A 24478-nucleotide genomic window follows, 5' to 3' on the forward strand; every position below is an offset into this window, starting at 1 on the left:
CGCTAGAGTTCGGCAAATGCACTCACCGTTGGAGCACGCGCACGTCCTCGTCACGGGCGCCACCGGCTTCGTCGGACAGGCCGTCGTCGAGAAGCTCCTGTCCGCCTACCCCACGACGCGGATCAGCATCCTCGTCCGACCCCGCGGGGACCTCACCGCCCAGCGCAGGGCGGAGAAGCTGCTGCGCAAGCCCGTCTTCCGTGGCTGGCGCGAGTCGGTCGGCGAGGAGAACGCCCTCGCCGCGTTCACCGAGCGGGTCACCGTCATCCCCGGCGACCTCGAGGACGTCCCCGAGCTGCCCACGGACCTCGACGTCGTCGTCCACTCGGCCTCGAGCGTCTCCTTCGACCTGCCGATCGACGAGGCCTTCACCGCGAACGTCGCCGGCCCGGTCAACCTCTACGAGCGACTGCTCGCCACCGGGACCGACCCGCACGTCGTCCACGTCTCGACGAGCTACGTCGCCGGGCTGCGCAAGGGCGTGGCCGAGGAGCGCAGCCTCGGTCACGACGTCGACCACCGCGCCGAGCTGCGGTCCGCGCTCGCCGCGCGGGAGGAGGCCGAGCGCGCCTCACGCCGCCCCGAGGTGCTCCAGGAGCTGCTCCGCCAGGCGGAGGTCGACCACCGCCGCGCCGGTCCGCGCGCCGTGGCAGCCGCCGCCGAGGCAGCCCGCGAGGCGTGGGTGCGCGACGAGCTCGTCTCCCACGCCCGCACCCGGGCACTGTCCCTCGGCTGGCCCGACGTCTACACCTTCACCAAGGCCATGGGCGAGCGCGTCGCCGAGGAGCTGTGGCAGAGCAACGGCCACCGCCTCTCGGTCGTCCGCCCGACGATCATCGAGTCCTCGCTGCGCCACCCCTTCCCCGGCTGGATCGACGGCTTCAAGGTCGCCGACCCGCTCATCGCCGCCTACGGGCGCGGCCTGCTGCCGGAGTTCCCGGCGCTGGCCGACACCGTGCTCGACGTCATCCCCGTCGACTTCGTCGTCAACGCGATCCTCGCGGCCGCCGCCGTCCCGCCCGCAGCCGGCGAGGCCGCCTACTACCAGGTCTCCTCGGGCATCACGAACCCGCTGCGCTTCGGCAAGCTCTACGAGTACGTGCGCGAGTACTTCTCCGCCAACCCGATGCGCGACTCCAGCGGCTCGCACGTGTCCGTGCCCGCGTGGTCCTTCCCCCACCGCGGCGCGGTCGAGCGCGCGCTGCGCCGCCGGGAGCGCGTCGTCGACGTCGCCGACCGCGCGCTCGCGCAGATGCCCGCCCGGCCGGCCACCCGCAAGTGGATGTCCACGCTCTACAAGGCGCGTCGCGACCTCACGACGCTGCGCAAGTTCACCTCGCTCTACCAGCCGTACACCGAGATCGAGGTCATCTTCGACGACGCGCGTACCCGCGCGCTGCACGACTCCCTGCCCGCCGAGCGGCGCCTGGAGCACGGCTTCGACACCACCGAGATCGACTGGAAGACCTACCTCCAGGAGATCCACATCCCCGGCGTGCCCGGGCTCACCCGCGGGGACCGCCCCAAGGAGAAGGCCCCCACGGACGCCGAGCTGCCCCAGCGCAGCGACGTCGTCGCCGTCTTCGACCTGCAGCGCACGGTCATCGCCGCGACGCTCGTCGAGCAGTACCTGTGGGTCGAGCTCGCCACCCGCCCGCCCTCGCGCTGGCCGCGGGCGCTGGGCAACCTCGTGGCCCTCGGGCCGCGCTACCTCCAGGCCGAGCAGCGCGACCGCGGCGACTTCATCCGCACGTTCATGCGTCGCTACGCCGGCACGCACGAGGCGGAGCTGCGCGCGGCGATCGCCGACCGCGTCCAGGAGTCGCTGCGCCGGGACGTCCTGCACGAGGCCGTCGCCCAGATCCGACGCCACCGCGCCGCCGGGCACCGCACGGTCCTCGTCACCGGCGAGATCGACGTCTTCGTCGAGCCGCTCGCCTCGCTCTTCGACGTCGTCGTCGCCGGGAAGATGGAGAAGGACGACGACGGCCGCTGGACCGGCCACCTCGCCACCTCCCCGCTCGTCGGGGAGTCGCGCGCGACCTGGCTGACCCGCTACGCGCGCGACGAGGGCATCGACCTCACCGGGTCCTACGCCTACGGCGACAGCTACGCCGACCGGCCGTGGCTCGAGGTCGTCGGCAACCCGAGCGTCGTCAACCCCGACGCGCAGCTCTACCGGTACGCTCGCGCTCAGCGCTGGCCCGTGCACTCGTGGACGACGACCGTCGAGGGCCGGGTGACACCCGTCCTGCGTAGTCTGAAGGAGGCGGTGCGCCGATGAGCACCACCCGCCGGTCCCTGTCAGCTCCCGAGCCCTCGGTCCTGCGCGGCCGCGCGCTCGTCACCGGGGGCACCTCCGGCCTCGGGCTCGAGTTCGCCCGGGCGCTGGCCGCTCGCGGCCTCGCGGTCGTCCTCGTCGCACGTGACGAGCAGCGGCTCGAGAAGACGGCCGAGCAGCTGCGCTGGCGCTACGGTGTCGAGGTGGAGACGCTGGCGGCCGACCTCTCCGCGCGCGACGACGTCGACGCCGTCGCCGCGCGGCTCGAGGACGCCGACTCCCCCGTCGACGTCCTCGTCAACAACGCCGGCCACGGCGTCCACACCCCGTTGCTCTCCGCCGACCTCACCGAGCTCGACCGCTCCCTGGAGGTCATGGTCCGCTCGGTCATGGTCCTCGGCGGCGCGGCCGGGCGGGCGATGGTCGCCCGCGGGCACGGCGCCATCATCAACGTCGCCTCGGTCGCCGGGCTCGTCCCCATGGGGGCCTACTCGGCGATCAAGTCGTGGGTGGAGACCTACTCGGAGTCCCTGTCGCTCGAGCTCGCCGGGACCGGCGTCCAGGCGACGGCGCTCCTGCCGGGCTGGGTGCGCACCGAGTTCCATGAGCGGGCCCGGATCCGCACGAGTGCCATCCCCGACGCCCTGTGGCTCGAGGCCGACCGGGTCGTCGCCGACGCCCTCGCCGACGTCGAGCGCGGCAAGGTCAAGACCATCCCCTCCCGACGCTTCCGCGCGATCGCCTTCCTCGCGCGCCACGCCCCGCGCCCGCTCATCCGGCGGGCCACCGCAGTGATCAGAGGAGGACGCTCGTGAGCGAGGACGCCACAGCCGAACACCCCCCGCGCCTGCGCCGCTACCACGCCCGCTGGCACCGCGGCCTGCGGTTCGTCGCGCAGCGCATGCTCCTGCGCCCCGTCGTCTCGGCGGTGACGACGACGACCGTCGAGGGCACCGACAACGTCGACGGCCTCAAGGGTCCGTTCATCCTCGTCGCCAACCACTGCAGCCACCTGGACACCGGCGTCCTCATCTCCCAGCTGCCCTACCGACTGACCAAGCGCCTCACCGTGGGCGCGGCGGCGGACTACTTCTACGCGCGCTGGTGGGTCAAGGCGATGACCTCGCTCTTCTTCAACACCTACCCGATCGAACGCACCGGGGGCACCGGCAAGGCGAAGGGCATGTCCCAGCGGCTGCTCAAGAGCGGCCTGCCGATCCTCCTGTTCCCCGAGGGCACCCGCTCCCGCGACGGCGTCATGCGCCGGTTCAAGCCGGGCGCGGCTGCCCTGAGCACGAGCACCGGGGTCCCGTGCCTGCCGGTCGCGCTCATCGGCACGCACGAGGCGATGCCCGTCGGCCGTTTCTGGCCGGTGCCGGGCCGCCCGCGCGTGCGCATCCTCGTCGGGCGCCCGATGCGCCCGCAGGCCGGGGAGTCGGTGCGCGAGTTCAGCGACCGGCTCGCCCAGCGGATCAGCACCATGCAGACCATGCAGACGCCGTACGTCGTCGGCGATGCGAGACGGGACGGCCACGGTCGCCGGTCCCAGGAGGAGGCTTCGTGACGGGTGTGACGCACCAGAAGTGGTGGGGCTGGGGAGTCGAGGGAGTCGCGTTCGACCACAGCAACAAGCCGAAGATGGCGCCCTTCGTCCTCGACAGGATCGGCATCGACCTGTCCGCGCCCGGCACCCCGCCCCCGAGCTTCGAGGACCTCACCGTCCCCGCGCCGCGGCTGCCCGAGGAGCTCGCCGGTGAGCTGCGCGGTGCGCTCGGCGAGGACCACGTCGTCACCGAGGACTTCGACCGCGTCGTCCACACGTACGGCAAGGGCCTGGTCGACCTCGTGAAGATCCGCGCGGGCCACCTCCCGCGCGTGCCCGACGTCGTCGTCTACCCGGGCAGCGAGGACGAGGTGCGCGCCGTCGTCGACGCCGTCGTCGCCGCGGACGCCGTGCTCATCCCCTTCGGCGGCGGGTCGAACATCACCGGCTCGCTCACCCCGTCAGCGGACGAGACCCGGCCGATCGTCTCCCTCGACCTCGGCCGCCTCAACCGCGTGCTCGAGGTCGACGAGGACGCCGGCCTGGCCCGGATCGAGGCCGGCGGCCTCGGACCGGACCTCGAGGAGCAGCTCAACGCGCGCGGCTGGACGATGGGCCACCAGCCCGACTCCTTCAAGCACTCGACGCTCGGCGGCTGGATCGCCACTCGCTCCTCGGGCATGCAGTCCGACAAGTACGGGGACATCGCCGACATCACGCGCGGCCTGCGCGTGGTCCTGCCCGGCAAGGTCGTGGTCCTGCGTCCGCTGCCCAGCACCTCCTCCGGGCCGAGCGTGCGCGAGATGATCATCGGCTCCGAGGGTCGTCTCGGGGTCATCACCGAGGCGTGGGTCCAGGTCCACCGTCTGCCGGAGAACCGCGAGATCATCGCCTACCTCTTCCCGAACTGGGGCAGTGCCATCCAGGCGATGCACGCGATCTCCGTGTCCGACGCCCAGCCCTCGGTCACCCGCGTCTCCGACGGCAACGAGACCGCCTTCTCCTTCTCCACCCAGAAGGCCTCGACCGGCACCAAGAAGATCGTCCAGGACGGGCTGTTCGGCTTCCTCGAGAAGCGCGGCTGGGACATGGACAAGGTCTGCCTCAGCTACGTCGGCTACGAGGGCGGCGCTGCCCGGGTGAAGGCGGACAAGGCCGTCGTCGGCAGGATCGTGCGCGAGCACGGTGGGATCAAGCTCGGCAAGGGCCCCGGCGCGCTGTACGACCAGAAGAAGTTCGACACGCCCTACATCCGTGACTTCCTGCTCGACATCGGCGCCCTCGCCGACGTCTCCGAGACCGCCATGCCGTGGTCGCGGATCATGGAGGTCTACCACCACACGACCCGCGCCGCCCGGGACGCGTTCGACTCCCTCGGCGTCCGCGGGTACATCATGTGCCACCTGTCGCACAGCTACCACGCGGGTGCGTGCCTGTACTTCACGTTCGCCCTCGTCGCGAGCAGCTCTGACATGGACGAGCAGCTGCGCCAGTACTGGACGGTGAAGAAGGCGATCCAGCAGTCGTTCGTCGACCACGGCGGGACGATCTCCCACCACCACGGGGTGGGCACCGACCACGCGCACTGGCTGGAGGAGGACATCTCCCCCGCGGGCGTCGACCTCCAGGTCGCGCTCTTCCAGGGCACCGACCCGGGCCGCAACCTCAACCCCGGCACGATCCTGCCCGCCCACCGCGAGTGGTGAGCTAGCCCCCGACCCACCCCTTCATCCCCGAGCGCTGGATCCTGCACGCGACGTGCACGATCCAGCGCTCGGCGGAAGGGGTGGGTCGCACGCGGGACGCCGCTGCGTGCGCGGGCTACTCCTGGTAGCCGTAGCGCTCCTCGCGCCAGGCGTCACCGCGCAGGTGGTAGCCGCGCGACTCCCAGAAGCCGCGCTCGGGCTCGAGGGTGTAGTTCCACCCGCGGACCCACTTCGGGCCCTTCCACGAGTACAGGTGGGGCAGGATCAGCCGCAGCGGCGCACCGCGCTCCTGGGTCAGCGGCTCGCCGGCGTGGTGGGTGGCGAGCACGGCCCGCGCCGACATGAGGTCCTCGAGCCGGATGCTCGCGCTGTAGCCGAACTCCGCGAAGACGAGGACCTCGTCCACGCCGTCGGCGGGCGGCGCGGCCTCGACGAGGGCACGGGCCGAGACACCCGACCAGCTCTCGTCGAGCGTGCTCCACCGCGAGGAGCAGTGGAGGTCGGCGACGACCTCGAGCTGCGGGAGCCCGAGCACCTCCTCGAGCGAGAAGCGGTGCTCGCGGTTCTCGCGGGTCATCCCCCCGACCGTGAGGTCCCACCGGTCGGGCCGCGGACGGGGCACCGGCCCGTAGTGCATGACCGGCGCCTGCGCCAGGAGGTGCTGCCCCGGAGGCAGGCTGCGCTCCGGCGGCACGTCGATCGCCCCTGCGGTGCTCATCATGCCCCCCCCCCCGTCCGGTGTCCCTCAGGAGCCCCGCAGCATCTCCGCGACGGCGAACGCCATCTCGAGCGACTGCTGGTGGTTGAGCCGAGGGTCGACGAGCGTCTCGTAACGACGGCTGAGCGCGCCCTCGTCGATGTCCTCGCCACCGCCGAGAATCTCGGTGACGTCGTCACCGGTGAGCTCGACGTGGAGCCCGCCGGGCACGGTGCCGGCCTGCTCGTGGGACTCGAAGAAGCCGCGGACCTCGTCCAGGACGACGTCGAAGCGGCGGGTCTTGTACCCGCTCGGCGAGGCGAAGGTGTTGCCGTGCATCGGGTCGCACACCCACGTCACCGGGCTGCCCTCGCGGGCGACGGCGGACAGCAGGTCCGGCAGCACCTCGCGGATGCGACCGGCGCCCATGCGGGTGATGAACGTGAGCCGGCCGGGCTCGCCGTCGGGGTTGAGCCGCTCCTGCAGCGCGAGGGCGGTCTCCGGCGTCGTCGTCGGGCCGAGCTTGACGCCGATCGGGTTGCGCACCCGGGAGAGGAGGTCCACGTGCGCGCCGTCGATCTCGCGCGTGCGCTCCCCGATCCACAGGAAGTGCGCCGAGGTGTTGTACGGCAGGCCGGTGCGCGAGTCGATGCGCGTCATCGCCCGCTCGTAGTCGAGCAGCAGCGCCTCGTGGCTGGAGTAGAAGTCGACGGTCTTCAGCGCGTCGAAGTCGGCGCCGGCAGCCGCCATGAAGCGCACCGCCCGGTCGATCTCGGCGGCCAGCGCCTCGTAGCGCTTGTAGGCCGGGTTGGAGGTGAAGCCGCGGTTCCACTCGTGGACGCGGCGCAGGTCGGCGAAGCCACCCCAGGTGAACGCCCGGATGAGGTTGAGCGTCGTCGCCGAGCGGTGGTAGGAGCTGAGCAGCCGGTTGGGGTCGGGCACCCGCGACTCCGGCGTGAAGGCGTGGCCGTTGACGGCGTCGCCCCGGTAGGCGGGCAGCTCGACGCCGTCGCGCTCCTCCATCGTGTTGCTGCGCGGCTTGGCGTACTGCCCGGCCATGCGGCCCATCTTGATGATCGGGAGGCTGGCGCCGTAGGTGAGGACGACCGCCATCTGCAGGATGGTGCGGATCTTGTTGCGGATGTTGTCCGCCGTCGACTCCGCGAAGGTCTCGGCGCAGTCGCCACCCTGGAGGAGGAACGCCTCACCGCGCGAGGCCTTGGCCAGCTCCTCGCGGAGCTTGTCCGCCTCGCCGGCGAAGACGAGCGGCGGATAGGTCGCCAGCTCCTCGGTGACCGCGCGCAGCTCCTCGGCGCTGCGCCACTCCGGCTGCTGGGAAGCCGGAAGGTCGCGCCAGTTGTCCAACCCACGAAGGACCGCGGGATCAGCCTCGATAGTCACGCGGGCAAGGATACGTGAGGTCCGGAAAGTGGAACGCCGCCGGTCCGCACCGTGGGAACGGTGGGACCGGCGGCGTGGACAGCCGGGGTCGAGCGGCTCAGTGCTCGGCGGCGGGAGCGGCCTCGACCGACTGCCCGATGCTGCCCATGAGCTCGGTGAACCACGGCTGGGTGATGTCGAACGCCTTGCCGCCGGCGATCCGCGGGAACGGGATCGTCGTCAGCTCGTCGTTGTTCTCCTCGTCGTGGCCGATGACGCCGGAGACGTCCGCGAGGGCGCTGTCGACGGCCTTGTGCACCATCGTGCGGATGAGCTCGAGGTCGCGCTCGTTGGCCGGGGCCGAGCGGGAGAAGTAGCCGGACTTCTGGACCATGACCTTCTCGGCGCCGATGAGCTCGGCGAACTGCTTGGCGAACCACTGGCCGGGGTTGATGGTGTCGAGCTTGACGTGGCCGAACGGGTCGCGCTGGACCTCCTCGCCCTTCGCCTCGAGCTCGGCGACGATCTCGGGCACGCCCGCACCCTCGGACAGGAAGATGTTGACGTTGCCGAGCTCGTCCATGACGCCGCGCAGGCGGGCGGCCTCACCCTCGAGGTCGAGCTTCATCTCGGGCACGAAGACGGCGTGGACGTCCCACCGCTCCTTGACCAGGCCGGCGGTCGGGTTCCACTCGGGCTGCTCGGCGACCCACTGGTGGTACTCACGCGCCGCGGCGGCGGTGAGCCAGCCGCAGTGGCGGCCCATGACCTCGTGGACGATGAGCATGCGCGGGTTGGAGCGGTGCTCGCCGATGATGTTCTGCGCGAAGCGGCTGGCCTGCTCGGCGGCGGTGTAGGCGCCGAGGGACTGGCGGATCGGGATGATGTCGTTGTCGATCGTCTTCGGCAGGCCGACCACCGCCATGTGGTAGCCGTTGTCCTCGAGGTAGGCGGCGAGGTCCGCGGCGGTGGTGTTGGTGTCGTCGCCACCGATGGTGTGCAGGACGTCGACGCCGTCGGCGCGCAGCTGCTCGGCGGCGACCTTGAGCGGGTCGTCACCCTCCTTGACGAGCCCGCGGTCGACGAGGTTCTTCACGTTGGTGAGCTTGACGCGGCTGTTGCCGATGGGGCTGCCACCGAACTTGTGCAGGACGTGCGCGTGGGCGCGCGCCTCCTCGTCGATGACGATCTTCGTGCCGGTGAGCAGGCCGTGGTAGCCGTACTCGTAGGCGATGATCTCCACGTCCGGCGCCACCTCGGTGTAGCGCTCGATCAGGCCTCCGACGGCGGAGGACAGGCAGGGGGCGAAGCCTCCCGCGGTGAGCAGGGCGACACGGCGAACGGACATCGCGGAACCTTTCGGGTCGAGGGCGGCCGCTCGGGCGGCCGGCGAGCGGGTGCTCGCGCGCTCCGTCCAGTGTAGTTGCGTGGGGGCGAGGCGGCCGGGACCGTCTACCCGGCGGACCGTCTACCCGGCGGACGACGGCGGCTGGTCGCCGATGGGGCCGTGGTCCTCGCCCTCGTCCGCCTCCTGCGCCGCGGCCTCGAGCAGCTCCTTGCCGTGCACGAGCTCCTGCTCGGTGGGCTCGGGGACCCCGGTCGCGGGGACCCGCCGCCCGCCCGGTGCCGCCGGGCCGCCGCTCGGCCGCCCGGCCGCAGCCTTGGCCTTGGCCTTGACCGTCGCCGCGTACTGGTCGACGTACTCCTGGCCGGAGAGCCGCATGATCTCGTACATGATCTCGTCGGTCACCGAGCGCAGGACGAACCGGTCGTCCTCGAGCCCTGCGTAGCGGCTGAAGTCGAGCGGCTCACCGATGACGACGCCGATCGGGCGCAGTCGCGGGATGCGGGTGCCGATGGGCTGGGCGATGTTCGTGCCGATCATCGCCACCGGGATCACCGGCGCCCCGGACTGCAGTGCGAGACGTGCCACACCGGTCTTGCCGCGGTAGAGCCGCCCGTCGGGGCTGCGGGTGCCCTCGGGGTAGATGCCGAACAGCTCCCCTTCCTGCAGCCTGCGCAGGCCGGTGTTGAGCGCCGCCTCGCTCGCCTTGCCGCCGCTGCGGTCCACCGGGATGGTGCCGACCCCGCGCATGAACCCGGCGACGAGCTTGCCCTTGACGCCGCTGCCGGTGAAGTAGTCCTGCTTGCCGAGGAAGACGACCGACCTGCGCAGCATGAGCGGCAGGAAGAAGGAGTCGATGACGGCGAGGTGATTGCTCGCGAGGATCGCGGCGCCATGGTCGGGCACGTGCTCGGCGCCTCTGATCCACGGCTGGTAGAAGACCCGCAGCGTGGTGCCGAGCGTCGCCTTCACGAGGCCGTAGAACACGAGGTCCCCTTTCCTTCTCGCGCCGGCATCGGGACGGCCGTGCGCTCCTTTGCACTCTAGAGTGCTCCTCATGGCTGGTCCTACCCGGGAGCCCGGAGGCGACGTTCCCGACGACTTCGAGGCACGGTGGGCCGAGCTCACCTCGCGGCTCGGGGAGCTGCGTCTGCCCCCTGCCGAGGACGACCCCGAACCGGCGCCGGAGGCCGCTCCCCGGGCGGCACCTCCCGTCGTGGGGCCGCGTGACTACAGCACGGAGCCCGAGACGGAGGACGACGACCCGGAGCGTGACGTCGTCGACGGTTTCGTCCAGCCCGACCCGGACCCGTTCTCCCGGGCCGAGCCGGTCGTCGTCGTCGGGTGGGTCGCCCTCCTCGGCGGGCTCGCGCTCATGGTCGTGTGCGTGCTCGCCTGGCGCGGCGCCCCGGGCATGGTCTGGCTGGTGGCCGTGGGCGCGCTCGCGACCGGCATCGGCCTGCTCCTGTGGCGGATGCCCGCGCGTCGGGACGCCGACGACTACGACGACGGCGCGGTCGTCTGAGCCGAACCGCTCCGTCTCGCGGGCACGGCTGAGGCATCCGGCGCGGACCGGGCGCACGTCGGCGCCCGGCCCGCGAGGGCGTCAGTACCGGACGAGGTCCGCGGCGCCGACGATGCCGGCGTCGCCGCCCATCTCGGCGAGGAGGATCGTCGCCTCGGGGCGGTAGCCGCGCGCCGACAGCTCGGCGCGGAAGGCGGCCCGGGCGGCCTCGAGGACGAGGTCGCCGGTGTCGGCGACGCCCCCACCGATGACGAAGAGCTCGGGGTCGAGGACGGCCGCGAGGTTCGCGGCGCCGGCACCGACCCAGTGGCCGAGCTGGGTGACGAGCTCGCGCGAGAGCGGGTCACCCTCCGCCGCCGCCTGGGTGACGTGCTGACCCTTGACGCGGGTCCCGTCCGCGGCGGCGAGCTCGCGCAGCCGCCCGGCGCGGTCCTCGTCGGTGACCAGCGCCATCCGGGCCGCGCGGGTGAGCGCCCGTCCGGAGGCGTACATCTCCCAGCAGCCCTCGTGGCCGCAGCCGCAGTAGTGGCCGTGCGGCACGACCCGCATGTGGCCGAGCTCGGCCGCGGCGCCGTACGCCCCGCGCACGAGCTGGTTGTCCATGATGATCGCCCCGCCCAGACCGGTTCCCAGGGTGAGCATGACCATGGAGCGTGCCGAGCGGCCCGCGCCGAAGCGGAACTCGGCCCAGCCGGCGGCGTTGGCGTCGTTCTCGATGACGATCGGGACGTCGATCCCCCGGGCCAGGCGCTCACGCAGCGGGTAGTCACGCCACGCGATGTTCGGCGCGAAGACCATCCCGTCGCGGTTGGGGCTGACGAAGCCGGCGGCCGCCACGCCCACGCCCGTGACGTCGTGGTCCACCCGCAGCTCGGCCACCGCGGCGATGACGGCGCTCTCGATCGCCTCAGGGTCCAGGGCGTCGGTCGCCCTGCGCGTCTTCTGGAGCACCTGCCCGTGCTCGTCGACGACACCCGCGGCGATCTTCGTCCCGCCGATGTCGATCCCGATCGTGGTCATCGATCCATCCCCTACGTGGTCGGGCCCGGAGCACGACTCCCCGTGTGGAGGAACTCCGAACCGTGCGAATCTGCCATATCGTGTGGCCGGTAGTCATCCCTCCGACCGCTGCCACTGGAGTCAGTATGGACGAGTTCCATGTCCCCCTAGCCGTGACCTCCGCCCCTTCGACGAGCATCTCCGACCTCCTCATCGCCCAGGTGACGTCCTCCCCGTCCAAGGTGCTGATCGAGAAGCAGGAGCACGGCTCCTGGCGCCCCTACACCACGACCCAGGTGCTCGCGCTCGTCGAGAGCGTCGCCAAGGGCCTCATGGCCGCGGGCGTGGAACAGGGTGACCGTGTCGCGATCATGTCGCGCACGCGCTTCGAGTGGACGATCCTCGACTTCGCGATCTGGCACGCCGGCGCGGTTCCGGTGCCCGTGTACGAGACCTCCTCCGCCGACCAGAGCGCCTGGATCCTCGGGGACTCCGGCTGTGTCGCCGCCTTCGTCGAGACGCCCGCGCACGCCGCGATCGTCGCCGAGGCCCGCGCGGAGAACGGCGGCCTGCCGAAGCTGGGCGACGTGTGGACGATCGAGGAGGGCGCACTCGAGGCGATGGTGGAGCGCGGCCGCGGCGTCAGTGACGCCGACCTCGCCGCCCGCCACGCCGCCGTCGGCCTCGAGGACACCGCGACCCTCATCTACACCTCGGGCACGACCGGGCGGCCCAAGGGCGCCGAGCTCACCCACGGGAACTTCGTCGAGCTGTGCAGCAACGCCATCGAGGACCTCAGCGAGGTCCTCAGCTACCCCGACGCGCGGACCCTGCTGTTCATGCCGCTCGCGCACGTCTTCGCACGCTTCGTCGAGGTGCTCGTCATCGCCGGCGGCGTCACCCTCGGCCACACGCCGGACACCAAGGACCTCGTCGCCGACATGGGGACCTTCACCCCGACGTTCATCCTCTCGGTGCCGCGCGTGTTCGAGAAGGTCTACAACTCCGCGGAGCAGAAGGCCGCGGCCGGCGGCAAGGTGAAGATCTTCCACTGGGCGACGAAGGTGAACATCGCCTACTCCCGCGCGCTGGACGAGCCGGGCGGCCCGGGCCTGCGGCTCAAGGCGCTGCACAAGGTCGCCGACGCGCTCGTGCTCAAGAAGATCCGCGCCGTCATGGGCGGGCGGGTCGTCTACGCGATCTCCGGCGGCGCGCCGCTCGGTGAGCGGCTCGGGCACTTCTACCGCGGTCTCGGCCTCGTCGTCCTCGAGGGCTACGGCCTCACCGAGACGACCGCCCCGGTGGCCGTCAACCGTCCCGCGAAGGTGAAGATCGGTACGGTCGGCCCGCCGCTGCCGGGCACCGCGATCAAGATCGCCGAGGACGGCGAGATCCTCGCCAAGGGCATCCCCGTCTTCCGCGGCTACCACAACAACCCCGAGGCGACGGCCGAGGCCTTCACCGACGGCTGGTTCCACACCGGCGACGTCGGCAGCCTCGACGAGGACGGCTACCTCACGATCACCGGGCGCAAGAAGGAGATCATCGTGACGGCGGCCGGCAAGAACGTCGCGCCGAGCCAGCTCGAGGACCCCACCCGAGCGCACCCGCTCATCTCCCAGTGCCTCGCCATCGGGGACCGTCGCCACTTCGTCAGCATGCTCGTCACCCTCGACGTCGAGATGCTGCCGAGCTGGCTGCAGACGCACGGCCGCGAGCCGATGACGGTGGCAGAGGCCAAGGAGGACCCGATGGTCCTCGAGCACATCCAGATGGCGATCGACCGGACGAACAAGAAGGTCTCCCGCGCCGAGTCCATCCGCAAGTTCGTCGTCCTCGACCAGGACTTCACGATCGAGAACGGCTACCTCACCCCGTCGATGAAGGTCCGCCGCAACGCGGTCATGAACGACTACGCCGACCTCATCGACGAGATCTACGCGCAGTCCGCTCCCGCGAAGACGCCGGCCTCCTAGCCGCCGCTCGGGACGTGGACGCCGGACCGGCGCGGGCTGCTCAGCCCGCGCCGGTCCGGCGTAGGCGCAGCGGCGGCACGAGGCCGCCGTCGGCCAGGACGGCGAGGGCGGTGCGTTCCTCCTCCCCGATGTCTCGCGGGGCCGGGAGGGGCCCGCGGGCCGGGTCGGTGAGGAAGGAGACCACGCAGTCGTCGCAGGCGATGTTCCTCATCGTGCAGGTGCCACAGTCGATGATCATGGCCAGACGGTAGGACCGACCACCGACATCGCCGGCCGGGCGGTGCGTCGCCGGAGCGATGTCGGTGGCCCGACGTAGCGTCGTCGTCGTGACCGCGAACCTCCTCGCTCCCGCCCCCGGCGGCCGCCTCGAGCTCGACGGACCCGCCCGCGCGGGAACCGGCGCGCCGCTCCAGATCGGCTTCGACGAGCTCGGCGTCCCGCTGTCCGAGGTGACCTTCGTCGTCGTCGACCTCGAGACCACCGGCGGGTCGCCCACCCAGTGCGAGATCACCGAGGTCGGCGCAGTCAAGGTGCGCGGGGGCGAGGTGCTCGGGGAGTTCCAGACCCTCGTCGACCCAGGGTCCCCCGTCCCCCCGATGATCACCGTGCTCACCGGCATCACCGACGCGATGCTCGTCGGCGCCCCGCGCATCGGGGAGGTCCTGCCCTCGTTCCTCGAGTTCGCCGGCTTCGGTCCCACGACCGTGCTCGTCGCCCACAACGCACGGTTCGACGTCGGGTTCCTGCGGGCGGCGGCGAACCGGCTCGACCTCACCTGGCCCTCCCCCACGATCGTCGACACGGTCGCCCTCGCCCGGACCGTCGTCACGAAGGACGAGGCACCCAACCACAAGCTCGGCACCCTCGCCGCGCTCTTCGGAGCGACCACCAGCCCCGACCACCGCGCGCTCCACGACGCGCGCGCCACCGTCGACGTCCTCCACGGCCTGCTCGGGCGCCTCGCGCCGCTCGGCGCCACCCACCTCGAGGACCTCGCGACCATCGCGGACCCCGTCCCCCACCGGCGGCGGCGCAAGTCCACGCTCGCCGACGGCCTTCCCAGCAGCCCCGGCGTCTACCAGTTCATCGGCCCGGGCAAGGAGGTGCTGTACGTCGGCAAGGCGGTCAACCTGCGCCGCCGGGTGCGGTCGTACTTCACGGCTGCGGAGAAGCGCAAGCGCATCGGGGAGATGCTCGACCTCACCCAGGAGGTGCGCACGATCCCGTGCGCCACCGACCTCGAGGCCTCCGTGCGCGAGCTCCGTCTCATCGCCGAGCTCGACCCCCCGTACAACCGCCGGTCGCGTCGCCCGGACCGACGCCCCTGGATCCGGCTCACCGACGAGCCCTTCCCCCGGCTGTCCATCGTCCGCTCGGTGCCGGCGGGCACCAGCGACGCCCTGGGCCCGTTCCACTCGCGCGCCGCCGCGCAGTCCGCCCTCGAGGCGCTGCAGGAGGCCTTCGCGCTGCGGCGGTGCACCCAACGGCTCCCCGCCCTCGCCCGGGTGGACGCGCGCGCCTGCGCCCTCGCCGAGATGGGGCGCTGCGGCGCGCCGTGCACCGGCGGGCAGAGCGTCGAGGCGTACGCCGGGATCGTCGGCGACGTGCGCAGCGGGCTCACCACCGCCGCCGGGCCGGTCGTCACGGCACTGCGCTCCCGCATCGGTACCCTCGCCGCCCAGCAGCGCTACGAGGAGGCCGCCGCCGAGCGCGACCGGCTGCGGGCGTTCCTCGTAGCCGCCCGGCGTGCCCAGCGGCTGCGCCCGCTGTGGCGCTGCCCCGAGCTCGTCGCAGCCCGGCGCGCACCGAGCGGCGGGTGGGAGATCGTCCTCGTCCGGTACGGACGCCTCGCGGGAACCTCGACCGTGCCCCGCGGGGTCAACCCCATGCCGGCCATCGAGGCGCTCGTCGCCACGGGTGAGGACGTCCCCCCGCCCACGTCCGCGATGGGGGCCGCGAGCTCGGAGGAGACCGAGCTCGTCGCCGACTGGATCGACCACCCGGACACGCGTCTCGTGCGGCTCGCCGAGTCCGCCGAGCCGCTCGCCTACCCCGTCGACGGCGCGGCGAAGTACCCGGTCCCGCCGACGTCCTGACCCGACGAGGTCACGGCGTACCGGCGGGGACCCAGGGCTGGCCCGCCGCGTGAGGACTCACGCCGAGCGCTGCTCCGCGTGGCGGCGCCCACGCGACCGCTCGGGTCTCGCGCGGAAGTCGGCTGTCGCGAACAAGTCGGCTGTCGCGCAGAAGTCGGCTGTCGCGAACAAGTCGGCTCTCGCGCGGAACTCCGCTCTCGTGCAGAAGTCGGCTGTCGCGCGGAACTCCGCTGTCGCGAACAAGTCGGCTGTCGCGAGGGGGGTGGGTGGGGCCGTGGGTCAGTCGCCGAGGCCGATGGAGAAGGCGGCTTCCAGGTCGTGGCGGGAGTAGGACTGGAAGGCGATGTAGGTCCGGGTGTTGTTGACGCCGCGCACCTTGCCCACCTGGTCGGCGACGACGTCGGCGAGGTCCTCGTGGCGCGCCACCCGGGCGATCGCGATGAGGTCGACGTCGCCGGTCACCGAGTAGACCTCACTGATCCCGTCGAGCTCGGCCACCTCCTGGGCGACCTCGGGAACGCGGTCCGCGTCGGTGTCGATGAGGACGATGGCGGTGAGCATCGGGGTCTCCTTCGTCGCTGTGCCGGCGGGGTCCCGCCGGCTCAATCATGGCGTGGTGGTCAGCTCAGCGCCGAGCGCCGGCCGCCACCCACCGGTCGAGGGCGGCGCGGGCGCGGCCGTCGTCGATCGCCGCCTCCGCGAGGACCATGCCGGCGCGCAGCCGGTCGACCAGGTCGCCGGACTCCGGGCCGGTGCCCGGCAGGGTGCCGTAGGCGACCAGCGCCGCCGCCGAGTTGAGCACGACGGCGTCACGCACGGGGCCGGTCGCGCCGTCGAGCAGGTCGCGCGCGACGCCGGCGTTGAAGGTGGCGTCCGCGCCGCGCAGGTCCTCGATGGTCGCGGGCGCCAGCCCGAAGACCTCTCGGGTGTCGAGGAGGTGCTCGGTGACCTCGCCGTCGGCGACCTCCCAGATCCGGCTGGGCGCCGTCGTCGTCAGCTCGTCGAGACCGTCCTCGCCACGGAACACGAGCGCCCGCACCCCGCGGCCGGCGAGCACGCCCGCGACGAGCGGGGCGATGCGCCGGTCGGCCACCCCGATCGCGGCCGCCCGTGGCCGCGCGGGGTTGGTCAGCGGCCCGAGGACGTTGAAGGCCGTGCTCACCGCGAGCTCCCGGCGCGCGATCGCGGCGTGGCGCATCGAGGGGTGGAAGGCGGTGGCGAAGCAGAAGGTGATGCCCACCTCACGGAACGTCGCCTCCACCTGGGGCACGGTCATGTCCAGGCGCACCCCGAGCTGCTCGAGGACGTCGGCCGAGCCGCTCGCCGAGCTCGACGCGCGGTTCCCGTGCTTGACCACAGGCACCCCGGTGCCGGCGACGACGAGGGACGACATCGTCGAGATGTTCACCGTGCGGGCGCGGTCACCGCCGGTGCCGACGATGTCGACGACGTCGTCGGGCAGGTCGACCGGGACCGAGTGGGCGAGCATGACGTCGGCGAGGCCGGTGAGCTCGGCGACCGTCTCCCCCTTCGCGCGCAGCGCCACGAGGAACCCGGCGAGCTGGACCGGGCTGGCGAGCCCGGACATCACCTGGTCCATCGCCCAGCCGGTCTGCTCCGCGGTGAGGTGCTCGCCCCCGACGAGGGAGGTGATGAGGTCGGCCCAGGTGAGGCCGGCCGGCTCGCCGCCCTCGGGCGTCACCGCCGGCCGCCAGCGCGCAGCAGCCCGGCGACAGCCTCCTGGATCTTGAACGGGTCGATGGGCGCCTGGACGACGGCGTCCGCCTGCGCCCAGGTGGCGAGCCACGCGTCCTGCGGGCGCGCGGTGAGCACGAGGACCGGCGGGCACTCGTACATCTCGTTCTTCAGCTGGCGGCTCACGGCGACGCCGCCGGCCTTGGCAGCCTCGCCGTCGAGCACGAGGAGCGCGAAGCCCCCGTCCATCGCCTGGGCGACGGCAGCCTCGTGCGTGGCCACCTCGGTCCAGCGGATGAGCGGCAGGTCCGCCGCCGCCCGGCGCCCGACGGCCCGGCGCACCTGCTCACGCGTGGTGACGTCGTCGCTGTAGAGCAGCACGTCCACGACGTCGGTGGCGGTGGTCGCGGCTGCGTCGGGCTGCGCGGGCGTCATCGTCGGTCCTCCAAGATCGTTTCGGGCACACCGACGGACACGGTGGCCTCCCCGCATCGTAGTCGCGCGGGGCGCCGGACGCGGACAGCCCCACCGGGCGGGGCGCCAGGGAGGATCAGGACGAATAGGACACACCCGTTCCCGGCGTGTCGCTACCCGCGGGACCTGGGACCAAAGGCTCAGGCGCGGCATGCCGCGGAAGACCTAGCCTCATGGTGGGCGACGAGGCGAACCGCAGCGTGGCGGAATGGTCAAACGTCCCCAGTTTCAGGCCATAATGGCGACTGTGTCGTCTACTACGGCTGCTCCGAGCGCCCCCCACGTGAACGTCAACCGACCCAACGCCGTGTCGGTCGGGACCATCGTCTGGCTGTCCAGCGAGCTCATGTTCTTCGCCGGGCTCTTCGCCATGTACTTCACGCACCGGTCGGTGTCTGGGGACATCTGGCAGGAGAACTACGTCCTGCTGAACATCCCGTGGGCGCTGACGATCACCGCGGTCCTCGTCGCGAGCTCCGTGACGGCGCAGATGGGTGTCTTCGCCGCCGAGCGCTTCCAGCCGCGCCGCACCGGCTCCCTGCTCGACGTGCGCAAGTGGGGCATGGAGGAGTGGTTCATCCTCACCTTCATCATGGGCGCCTTCTTCGTCGCCGGCCAGATGTTCGAGTACGCCGAGCTCGTCTCCCACGGCCTCACCGTGTCCTCCAGCCCGTACGGCTCGGTCTTCTACATCATGACCGGCTTCCACGCCCTGCACGTCATCGGCGGCCTCGTCGCCTTCCTCCTCATCCTCGGGCGGTCCTTCGCCGCCAACCGCTTCGGCCACCTCGAGGCCACCGGCGCCGTCGTCGTGTCGTACTACTGGCACTTCGTCGACGTCGTCTGGGTCGCGATGTTCTTCATCATCTACTTCCTCGAGCTCTTCAACTGAGGTCGTGCGCGATCCTGCCCCGTCCATCCACGAAGTCAGACAAGGACACAACACCGTGAAGGCACTCGCCGCCAGCAGGAGGCACCGGCTCGCGCCGGTCATCCTCCTGCTCCTGGCCCTGATCCTGACGGGGGTGGCGTACTCAGCCGTCACCTCCGAGCCGGCCACAGCGCAGACGGCCAGCCAGGAGGACATCGAGGAGGGCGAGGCGCTGTTCCGGTCGAACTGCTCGACCTGCCACGGACTCAACGCCCAGGGGACCGACCTCGCGCCGTCACTGGTCGGCGTGGGCGCCGCCTCGGTCCACTTCCAGGTCTCGACGGGGCGCATGCCCATGGCGAACAACTCCCCGCAGGCGGAGCGCAAGGACCCGATGATGAACGAGGAGCAGACCTACGCGCTCGCCGCGTACGTCGCCGCCCTCGGCCCCGGTCCGGCCATCCCCTCCGCGCAGCAGGTGAACCCCGAGGAGGGCAACGCCGCCTCCGGCATGGAGCTCTTCCGTGCCAACTGCTCGATGTGCCACAACGCCGTCGGCGCCGGCGGCGCGCTGACCGAGGGCAAGGTGGCCCCGCCCCTCGACGAGGCCACCCCCACCCAGATCTGGGAGGCCCTGCGCACGGGCCCGCAGTCGATGCCGGTCTTCAACGAGGCGGCCATCACCGACCAGGGCGCGCGTGACGTCATCGCCTACGTGATGGAGCAGCGTGAGGTCGACCCGGGCGGCATCAGCCTGGGCAACCTCGGCCCCGTCTCCGAGGGCTTCTGGGTGTGGATCGTCGGAATCGGCGGCCTCATCGGTCTCGCCGTCTGGATTGGAGCAAGGTCCTCGTGAGCACGAACCGTCCCCCGGGGGAGCTGACCACTGGCGGCGCACACGCGTCCGACGTGCCCGAGCAGTTCCAGGACCCCGGCCTCGAGCCGCACCAGATCCGGCTCGCCGACCGCAGTGAGAAGAACGCCAAGCGCGTCGAGCGCCAGGTCGTCGCCATCCTCCTCGTCTCGATCCTCGCGTCCGTCGTGGGCGTCGTCGGCTACTTCGCGATCCCCGTCGGCACGACCCTCATGGACGTGCGCCTCTCGACGCTGGTGATCGGCCTGGGCCTGGGCCTGGGGATGCTCGGCATCGGTATCGCCGCAGCGCACTGGGCCAAGGCCCTCATGGACAACACCGAGCGCGTCGAGAAGCGCAAGCCCATCCCGTCCTCCCCCGAGGTCCGCGAGGAGGCCGTCGAGCAGATCGCCACCGGCATCGAGGAGTCCCGCATCGGGCGCCGTCCGGTGCTCAAGGGCGCCCTCGTCGGTGCCGCCGCTCTCGCTCCGCTGCCCTTCGTCGTGCCGCTCGTCGGCGGCCTGTCGAACACCTGGGACGTCAACCGCTTCCGGCACACCGCCTGGGGCGACGTGCCCGAGGGCACCGGCGGGCTCCTGCCCGACGGTTCCGTCGGTCGCCGCCTGGCCACCGACCCCGACGACCGCCCCATCCGGGCTGCCGACGTGACGATCGGCTCCGCCTTCGCGGTCATCCCCCACGGCCTGCCCGACGAGGAGCACTACCTCGAGGAGAAGGCCAAGGCCGTCGTCTTCATGACGCGCATCGACCCCAACGAGCTCGCCGTCTCCCCCGAGCGGCGTGACTGGAGCTACGACGGGATCGTCGCGTACTCCAAGGTCTGCACCCACGTCGGGTGCCCGGTCGCGCTCTACGAGCAGCAGACGCACCACCTGCTGTGCCCCTGCCACCAGTCGACGTTCGACCTCGCCGACGAGGCGAAGGTCGTCTTCGGTCCGGCCAAGCGCGCTCTGCCGCAGCTGCCGATCACCGTCGACACCGATGGCTACCTCGTCGCCCGCTCCGACTTCCACGAACCGGTGGGCCCGAGCTTCTGGGAGCGTGACCGATGAGCACCGCGACGCCGACGCATTCCGACACCCGCAAGGCACTGAACAAGGCGGCCCCGGTCGCCGACTACCTCGACCGCCGCACCGGCGTCGGCAAGGTGGTGCGTGAGTTCGCCCGCAAGGTCTTCCCGGACCACTGGAGCTTCATGCTCGGGGAGATCGCGCTCTACAGCTTCATCGTGCTCGTCCTCAGCGGGTTCTTCCTCACGATGTACTTCGTGCCGAGCATGGGGCACGTCACCTACCCCGAGGACCAGCTGCCCGTCACCATGCAGGGCGTGGGCATGTCCGAGGCGTTCGCCTCGACGCTGCGCCTGTCCTTCGAGGTCCGCGGCGGCCTCCTCATGCGCCAGATCCACCACTGGGCCGCACTGCTGTTCGTCGCGGCGATCGTGGCGCACATGCTCCGCGTCTTCTTCACCGGCGCCTTCCGCAAGCCTCGCGAGCTCAACTGGGTCATCGGCTTCACGCTGCTCATCCTCGCGCTGCTCGCCGGCTTCTCCGGCTACTCCCTGCCCGACGACGTCCTGTCCGGCAACGGACTGCGCATCGCCGACGGCGTCGCCCGCTCGATCCCGATCATCGGCTCCTACGTCTCCCTCGCCCTCTTCGGCGGGGAGTTCCCGGGCGTCGACATCATCCCGCGGCTCTTCACCGTGCACATCCTGCTCGTGCCGGCGCTCATCGTCGCCCTGGTGACGATCCACCTCGTCCTCGTGGTGGTCCACAAGCACACCCAGTACCCCGGACCGGGCCGCACCGAGAAGAACGTCGTCGGCTACCCGGTTCTCCCGGTCTACGCCGCCAAGGCCGGCGGGTTCTTCTTCGTCGTCTTCGGCTTCATCGCCCTGCTCGGCGCCCTCGTGTCGATCAACCCGGTGTGGATCCACGGCCCGTACGACCCGAGCCCGGTGGGTGCCGGTGCCCAGCCCGACTGGTACATGCTCTTCCTCGAGGGTGGCCTGCGGCTCATGCCGGGTTGGCCGGAGTTCGTCATCGGCGGCTACACGCTGTCGCTGAACATCCTCATCCCCGGTGTGGTCATCCCCGGCGTCCTCTTCACGCTCCTCGCCGTCTGGCCCTTCGTCGAGGCGGCCGTGACCAAGGACCGCGGCGAGCACCACGTCCTGGACCGTCCCCGCAACGCCCCGGTCCGGACCGCCACCGGCGTCGCCGTCATCACCGCCTTCATGGTGCTCAACGTCGCCGGCGCGAACGACATCCTCGCCACGCACTTCGAGCTGTCGCTCAACGGGATCACGTGGTTCCTGCGGATCATGTTCTTCGTCGCCCCGGTGTTCGCGTTCTGGATCACCAAGCGGATCTGCCTGTCGCTCCAGCGCCGTGACCGCGAGCTCGCGCTGCACGGCCACGAGACCGGCCGCATCGTGCGGATGCCCTCGGGTCAGTACCTCGAGGTGCACCAGCCGCTGGACGACGACGAGCGCTGGGTGCTCGTCTCCTACGACGCGGACCGCATGGTCGAGATCGACCCGGCGGAGGACGAGAACGGTGTCCGCCGCCCCGGGTACGAGAAGGACAAGCAGCGTCAGCGCCTGTCCCGCTTCTTCTACGAGGACCGCATCGAGCCGGTCACCCCGGTCGAGCTCGCCGAGGAGATGGCCGCCCACGGCGGTCACGACGGCGAGGAGACGGCGATCGAGGAGGAGGGCGGTCTGCGCGCGGCGTTCGACCGTCCGGAGCAGGACGAGCCCGCTGCGATCACGAGCGGCCGTGACGAGCGGAACACCCCGGCGTCGTCGTAGGTTGGACTGATATGAGCTCGACATGTGCCCGGCGCCCGCGCCGGGCACATGTCGTGTGTCATCCCGGTGCATCCCGCACCGGGACCAGATGAGGAGGATCTATGCCCGTGTACACCCTGCCGGATCTCCCGTACGACTACAGCGCCCTCGAGCCGCACATCAGCGGCAAGATCATGGAGCTGCACCACGACCGTCACCACAAGACGTACGTCGACGGTGCGAACACCGCGCTGGACAAGCTCGCCGAGGCCCGCGAGTCCGGGGACAACGCCGCGATCAACCTCTACGAGAAGAACCTCGCGTTCAACCTCGGCGGCCACGTCAACCACACCGTCTTCTGGAACAACCTCTCCCCGAGGGCGGCGGTGAGCCCGAGGGTGAGCTCGCCGAGGCCATCAAGGACCAGCTCGGCTCCTTCGAGGGCTTCAAGGCGCAGTTCGCCGCCAACGCCACGAGCATCCAGGGCTCCGGCTGGTCCGTCCTCGCGTGGGACAGCATCGGCCAGAAGCTCTCGATCTTCCAGCTGTTCGACCAGCAGGGCAACGTGCCGCTCGGTCTGACCCCCGTGCTCATGCTCGACATGTGGGAGCACGCCTTCTACCTCGACTACCTCAACGTCAAGGCGGACTACGTCAAGGCGTTCTGGAACATCGTCAACTGGCAGGACGTCGCGGCTCGCCTCGAGCGCGCCCGCACGCAGACCTCGGGTCTCATCGTCCCCGCCGTCTGAGACGCACGACGAAGGGCCCGGCACCGATGGTGCCGGGCCCTTCGTCGTACATCCCGGACGCGGTCTCCCCCGCGTCCGTGCGTCCTAGGCCCCCCGCACCGCCATGCGCCCGCACCCCATCTCGCCGAGTGCTGGATCCTGCGCAGCCGGTGCGGGCTGCGGGCCGTGGGGCACAGTGCCGGGGGACAGCGCCGAGGCAGGGATCAGCCGCTGTAGACGATCTCCACGCGCCGGTTGGCGGCGTACGTGGCCGGGTCGTCCGGGTTCTCCCGCTCGACGGGCTCGGTGTCCGCGAAGCCCGCCACCTCGAGGACGAGGTCGGGCCGCTCGGCGGCGATGACGTCCGCGACCGCCTGGGCGCGGTTGCGGGAGAGCTCGTCGTTGGGGATCGGGCCGACGAGGGAGTCGGTGTGCCCGTGCACCTGGACGGCCGCGCCCTCGGGGACGTCGGCCAGGAGCTCGCCGATGCGCGGGGCGGCAGCGGGCGGCAGCTCGAAGCTCTGCGAGGCGAAGAGGATGTCGCTGGCGAGCGAGATCGTGGTCTGGTCGCCCTCCGTCGCCACGGCCTCCAGGGTCCTCACGCTGCCCTCCACGGACCAGACCCGGACCGACGCGGCGAGCTGCTGCCGGGTGGGTGCCGGCAGGTCCTCGGGGGCATCCACGGCGGCCGCCGGGACGGCGACGGTGAGCGCGAGGGCGACGGCGGCGAGGGCACAGGCGGCGCTGCGGCCGGCCCGGTGGCTGGGGACGCTCACGGGACCGGGATGCCCGTGTACTCGGGCAGGGAGTCGCGAAGCCGTAGGTCGAAGGTGTCGATGTCGTCCTCGGGGGCGGCGTACACGCCCCACCACACGACGGACTCGCCGTTGACGGCCCTGAGCTGGCCGGCGTCCGCCGTCCAGTCGATCCCCGTGTCGCTGATCGGCGAGTACTCCTTGAGGTTCTCCCGGTCGACGAGCACCGGACGGAACTTGTAGAGGTTGTCCGGGTACATGTCCCACACACTGACGGGTTCGTCGTCGCTGACGGAGGCGAAGTCCGGCGTGAAGACGAGGCGAAGGGTCATGACGTCTCCCTCGACCTCGAGGGGCAGGACACCGACGGTCACCTCGTCCTCGGTACCGGGCAGGGTGTAGGTGACCTCGTCGAGGACCTCGTCCGTCGCTGCCCCCTCCTCGCCGGTGTCCGTCGGCTTGGGGGTCTCCGTCGCGGACTCGGTCGTCTTCTCCTCCGGGGTCGCCTGCTCCGTCGCGGGAGCGTCCTCGGGGACGTCGTCCGCGCCGCAGCCGGCCAGCGCAAGGGCGAGCACAGCGGCGCTCACCGGGAGTCTCCATCGCATCGGTCGTGCAGCCTTTCCGTCGGGGACCGCTACAAATTAGCAGCAGACGTCGCCGTACGGACGCTGATGAGCACACACGTCAACGACGAGATGTGCGGGATCCGGCGCTCGGCGTGAGTGAGGCGGGTGGGG

The 24478-nt window shown here is 71.4% G+C and carries 22 protein-coding genes and 1 pseudogene; 12 read left to right on the forward strand and 11 right to left on the reverse strand.

The annotated features are described in order from the left end of the window. The first annotated feature begins 16 nt into the window (after nt 1-16). From FE251_RS08805 to FE251_RS08820, 4 genes are read left to right on the forward strand one after another with little or no spacing between them, the layout of a single operon-like run. A complete protein-coding gene (locus FE251_RS08805; RefSeq protein WP_139948518.1) occupies nt 17-2284 on the forward strand; it encodes an HAD-IB family hydrolase in 2268 nt (755 codons plus the stop codon). Continuing rightward, a complete protein-coding gene (locus FE251_RS08810) occupies nt 2281-3096 on the forward strand; it encodes an SDR family NAD(P)-dependent oxidoreductase (protein WP_139071549.1) in 816 nt (271 codons plus the stop codon). Before FE251_RS08805 ends, FE251_RS08810 begins: the two co-directional genes overlap by 4 nt. Then, nucleotides 3093-3845, forward strand: a complete 753-nt coding sequence (locus tag FE251_RS08815; protein ID WP_139071548.1) for a lysophospholipid acyltransferase family protein — start codon at nt 3093-3095, stop codon at nt 3843-3845. Before FE251_RS08810 ends, FE251_RS08815 begins: the two co-directional genes overlap by 4 nt. Next, a complete protein-coding gene (locus tag FE251_RS08820; protein WP_230976375.1) occupies nt 3842-5530 on the forward strand; it encodes an FAD-binding oxidoreductase in 1689 nt (562 codons plus the stop codon). Before FE251_RS08815 ends, FE251_RS08820 begins: the two co-directional genes overlap by 4 nt. Before the next feature lie 115 nt (nt 5531-5645). Here FE251_RS08820 and FE251_RS08825 read toward each other — a convergent pair whose 3' ends face one another. From FE251_RS08825 to FE251_RS08840, 4 genes are all read right to left on the reverse strand, one after another. Continuing rightward, nucleotides 5646-6248, reverse strand: coding sequence for a molybdopterin-dependent oxidoreductase (locus FE251_RS08825; protein WP_179954748.1), 603 nt, complete (start codon nt 6246-6248; stop codon nt 5646-5648). A gap of 27 nt (nt 6249-6275) precedes the next feature. Beyond that, complete coding sequence (locus FE251_RS08830) at nt 6276-7628, reverse strand: class II 3-deoxy-7-phosphoheptulonate synthase (RefSeq protein ID WP_139071546.1); 1353 nt, start codon at nt 7626-7628, stop codon at nt 6276-6278. A 97-nt stretch (nt 7629-7725) separates the two neighbouring features. Further along, nucleotides 7726-8955 carry a pyrophosphate--fructose-6-phosphate 1-phosphotransferase gene (locus tag FE251_RS08835; protein WP_139948520.1) on the reverse strand — a complete coding sequence of 410 codons (1230 nt, stop codon included), beginning with the start codon at nt 8953-8955 and terminating at the stop codon, nt 7726-7728. 120 nt (nt 8956-9075) lie between these two features. After that, nucleotides 9076-9939, reverse strand: coding sequence for a lysophospholipid acyltransferase family protein (locus FE251_RS08840; RefSeq protein ID WP_223147511.1), 864 nt, complete (start codon nt 9937-9939; stop codon nt 9076-9078). A gap of 70 nt (nt 9940-10009) precedes the next feature. Here FE251_RS08840 and FE251_RS08845 point away from each other — a divergent pair, with 70 nt between their 5' ends. Beyond that, entirely contained in the window at nt 10010-10477 is a 468-nt protein-coding gene (locus tag FE251_RS08845) for a DMT family transporter (protein WP_139948522.1), read from the forward strand. An 81-nt stretch (nt 10478-10558) separates the two neighbouring features. Here FE251_RS08845 and FE251_RS08850 read toward each other — a convergent pair whose 3' ends face one another. Beyond that, a complete protein-coding gene (locus FE251_RS08850; protein ID WP_139071542.1) occupies nt 10559-11497 on the reverse strand; it encodes an ROK family glucokinase in 939 nt (312 codons plus the stop codon). Between the two features lie 125 nt (nt 11498-11622). Here FE251_RS08850 and FE251_RS08855 point away from each other — a divergent pair, with 125 nt between their 5' ends. Continuing rightward, nucleotides 11623-13452 carry an AMP-dependent synthetase/ligase gene (locus FE251_RS08855; protein ID WP_139948523.1) on the forward strand — a complete coding sequence of 610 codons (1830 nt, stop codon included), beginning with the start codon at nt 11623-11625 and terminating at the stop codon, nt 13450-13452. Nucleotides 13453-13492: 40 nt separating this feature from the next. Here FE251_RS08855 and FE251_RS08860 read toward each other — a convergent pair whose 3' ends face one another. Continuing rightward, nucleotides 13493-13690: a hypothetical protein gene (locus FE251_RS08860; protein ID WP_139948524.1), complete on the reverse strand. Its 198-nt coding sequence runs from the start codon at nt 13688-13690 to the stop codon at nt 13493-13495. 88 nt (nt 13691-13778) lie between these two features. Here FE251_RS08860 and FE251_RS08865 point away from each other — a divergent pair, with 88 nt between their 5' ends. Then, the gene (locus tag FE251_RS08865) at nt 13779-15548 is read left to right on the forward strand and encodes a DEDD exonuclease domain-containing protein (RefSeq protein ID WP_330998287.1); all 1770 of its coding nucleotides are present in this window, start codon (nt 13779-13781) and stop codon (nt 15546-15548) included. Nucleotides 15549-15827: 279 nt separating this feature from the next. On the opposite strand, the gene FE251_RS08870 is transcribed toward FE251_RS08865, so the two are convergent. From FE251_RS08870 to FE251_RS08880, 3 genes are all read right to left on the reverse strand, one after another. Continuing rightward, nucleotides 15828-16109 (reverse strand): Lrp/AsnC family transcriptional regulator, encoded by a 282-nt coding sequence (locus tag FE251_RS08870; RefSeq protein ID WP_139071538.1) that lies wholly within the window; start codon nt 16107-16109, stop codon nt 15828-15830. Nucleotides 16110-16173: 64 nt separating this feature from the next. Beyond that, nucleotides 16174-17250 carry an anthranilate phosphoribosyltransferase gene (trpD, locus tag FE251_RS08875; protein WP_139071537.1) on the reverse strand — a complete coding sequence of 359 codons (1077 nt, stop codon included), beginning with the start codon at nt 17248-17250 and terminating at the stop codon, nt 16174-16176. Next, nucleotides 17247-17678 (reverse strand): response regulator transcription factor, encoded by a 432-nt coding sequence (locus tag FE251_RS08880; protein WP_139071536.1) that lies wholly within the window; start codon nt 17676-17678, stop codon nt 17247-17249. The genes trpD and FE251_RS08880 overlap by 4 nt, the downstream gene beginning before the upstream one ends. Before the next feature lie 277 nt (nt 17679-17955). Here FE251_RS08880 and ctaE point away from each other — a divergent pair, with 277 nt between their 5' ends. The 5 genes and pseudogenes from ctaE to FE251_RS08905 all read left to right on the forward strand — a co-directional run bounded on the left by ctaE (nt 17956) and on the right by FE251_RS08905 (nt 23007). Next, nucleotides 17956-18609, forward strand: a complete 654-nt coding sequence (ctaE, locus tag FE251_RS08885) for an aa3-type cytochrome oxidase subunit III (RefSeq protein ID WP_139071535.1) — start codon at nt 17956-17958, stop codon at nt 18607-18609. Nucleotides 18610-18664: 55 nt separating this feature from the next. Then, nucleotides 18665-19444 carry a cytochrome bc1 complex diheme cytochrome c subunit gene (qcrC, locus tag FE251_RS08890; protein WP_139948526.1) on the forward strand — a complete coding sequence of 260 codons (780 nt, stop codon included), beginning with the start codon at nt 18665-18667 and terminating at the stop codon, nt 19442-19444. Next, entirely contained in the window at nt 19441-20514 is a 1074-nt protein-coding gene (qcrA, locus tag FE251_RS08895) for a cytochrome bc1 complex Rieske iron-sulfur subunit (protein ID WP_230976376.1), read from the forward strand. The genes qcrC and qcrA overlap by 4 nt, the downstream gene beginning before the upstream one ends. Then, nucleotides 20511-22277, forward strand: coding sequence for a cytochrome bc1 complex cytochrome b subunit (qcrB, locus tag FE251_RS08900; RefSeq protein WP_139948527.1), 1767 nt, complete (start codon nt 20511-20513; stop codon nt 22275-22277). The genes qcrA and qcrB overlap by 4 nt, the downstream gene beginning before the upstream one ends. A 101-nt stretch (nt 22278-22378) precedes the next feature. Next, nucleotides 22379-23007: pseudogene (locus FE251_RS08905) on the forward strand (superoxide dismutase). A 203-nt stretch (nt 23008-23210) separates the two neighbouring features. Here FE251_RS08905 and FE251_RS15505 read toward each other — a convergent pair. Beyond that, entirely contained in the window at nt 23211-23762 is a 552-nt protein-coding gene (locus tag FE251_RS15505) for an OmpA/MotB family protein (RefSeq protein WP_168202695.1), read from the reverse strand. After that, nucleotides 23759-24328 (reverse strand): hypothetical protein, encoded by a 570-nt coding sequence (locus tag FE251_RS15510; protein WP_168202696.1) that lies wholly within the window; start codon nt 24326-24328, stop codon nt 23759-23761. Before FE251_RS15510 ends, FE251_RS15505 begins: the two co-directional genes overlap by 4 nt. Nucleotides 24329-24478 lie beyond the last annotated feature (150 nt).

The organism is Georgenia wutianyii, assembly GCF_006349365.1.
Taxonomy (GTDB): Bacteria; Actinomycetota; Actinomycetes; order Actinomycetales; family Actinomycetaceae; genus Oceanitalea; species Oceanitalea wutianyii.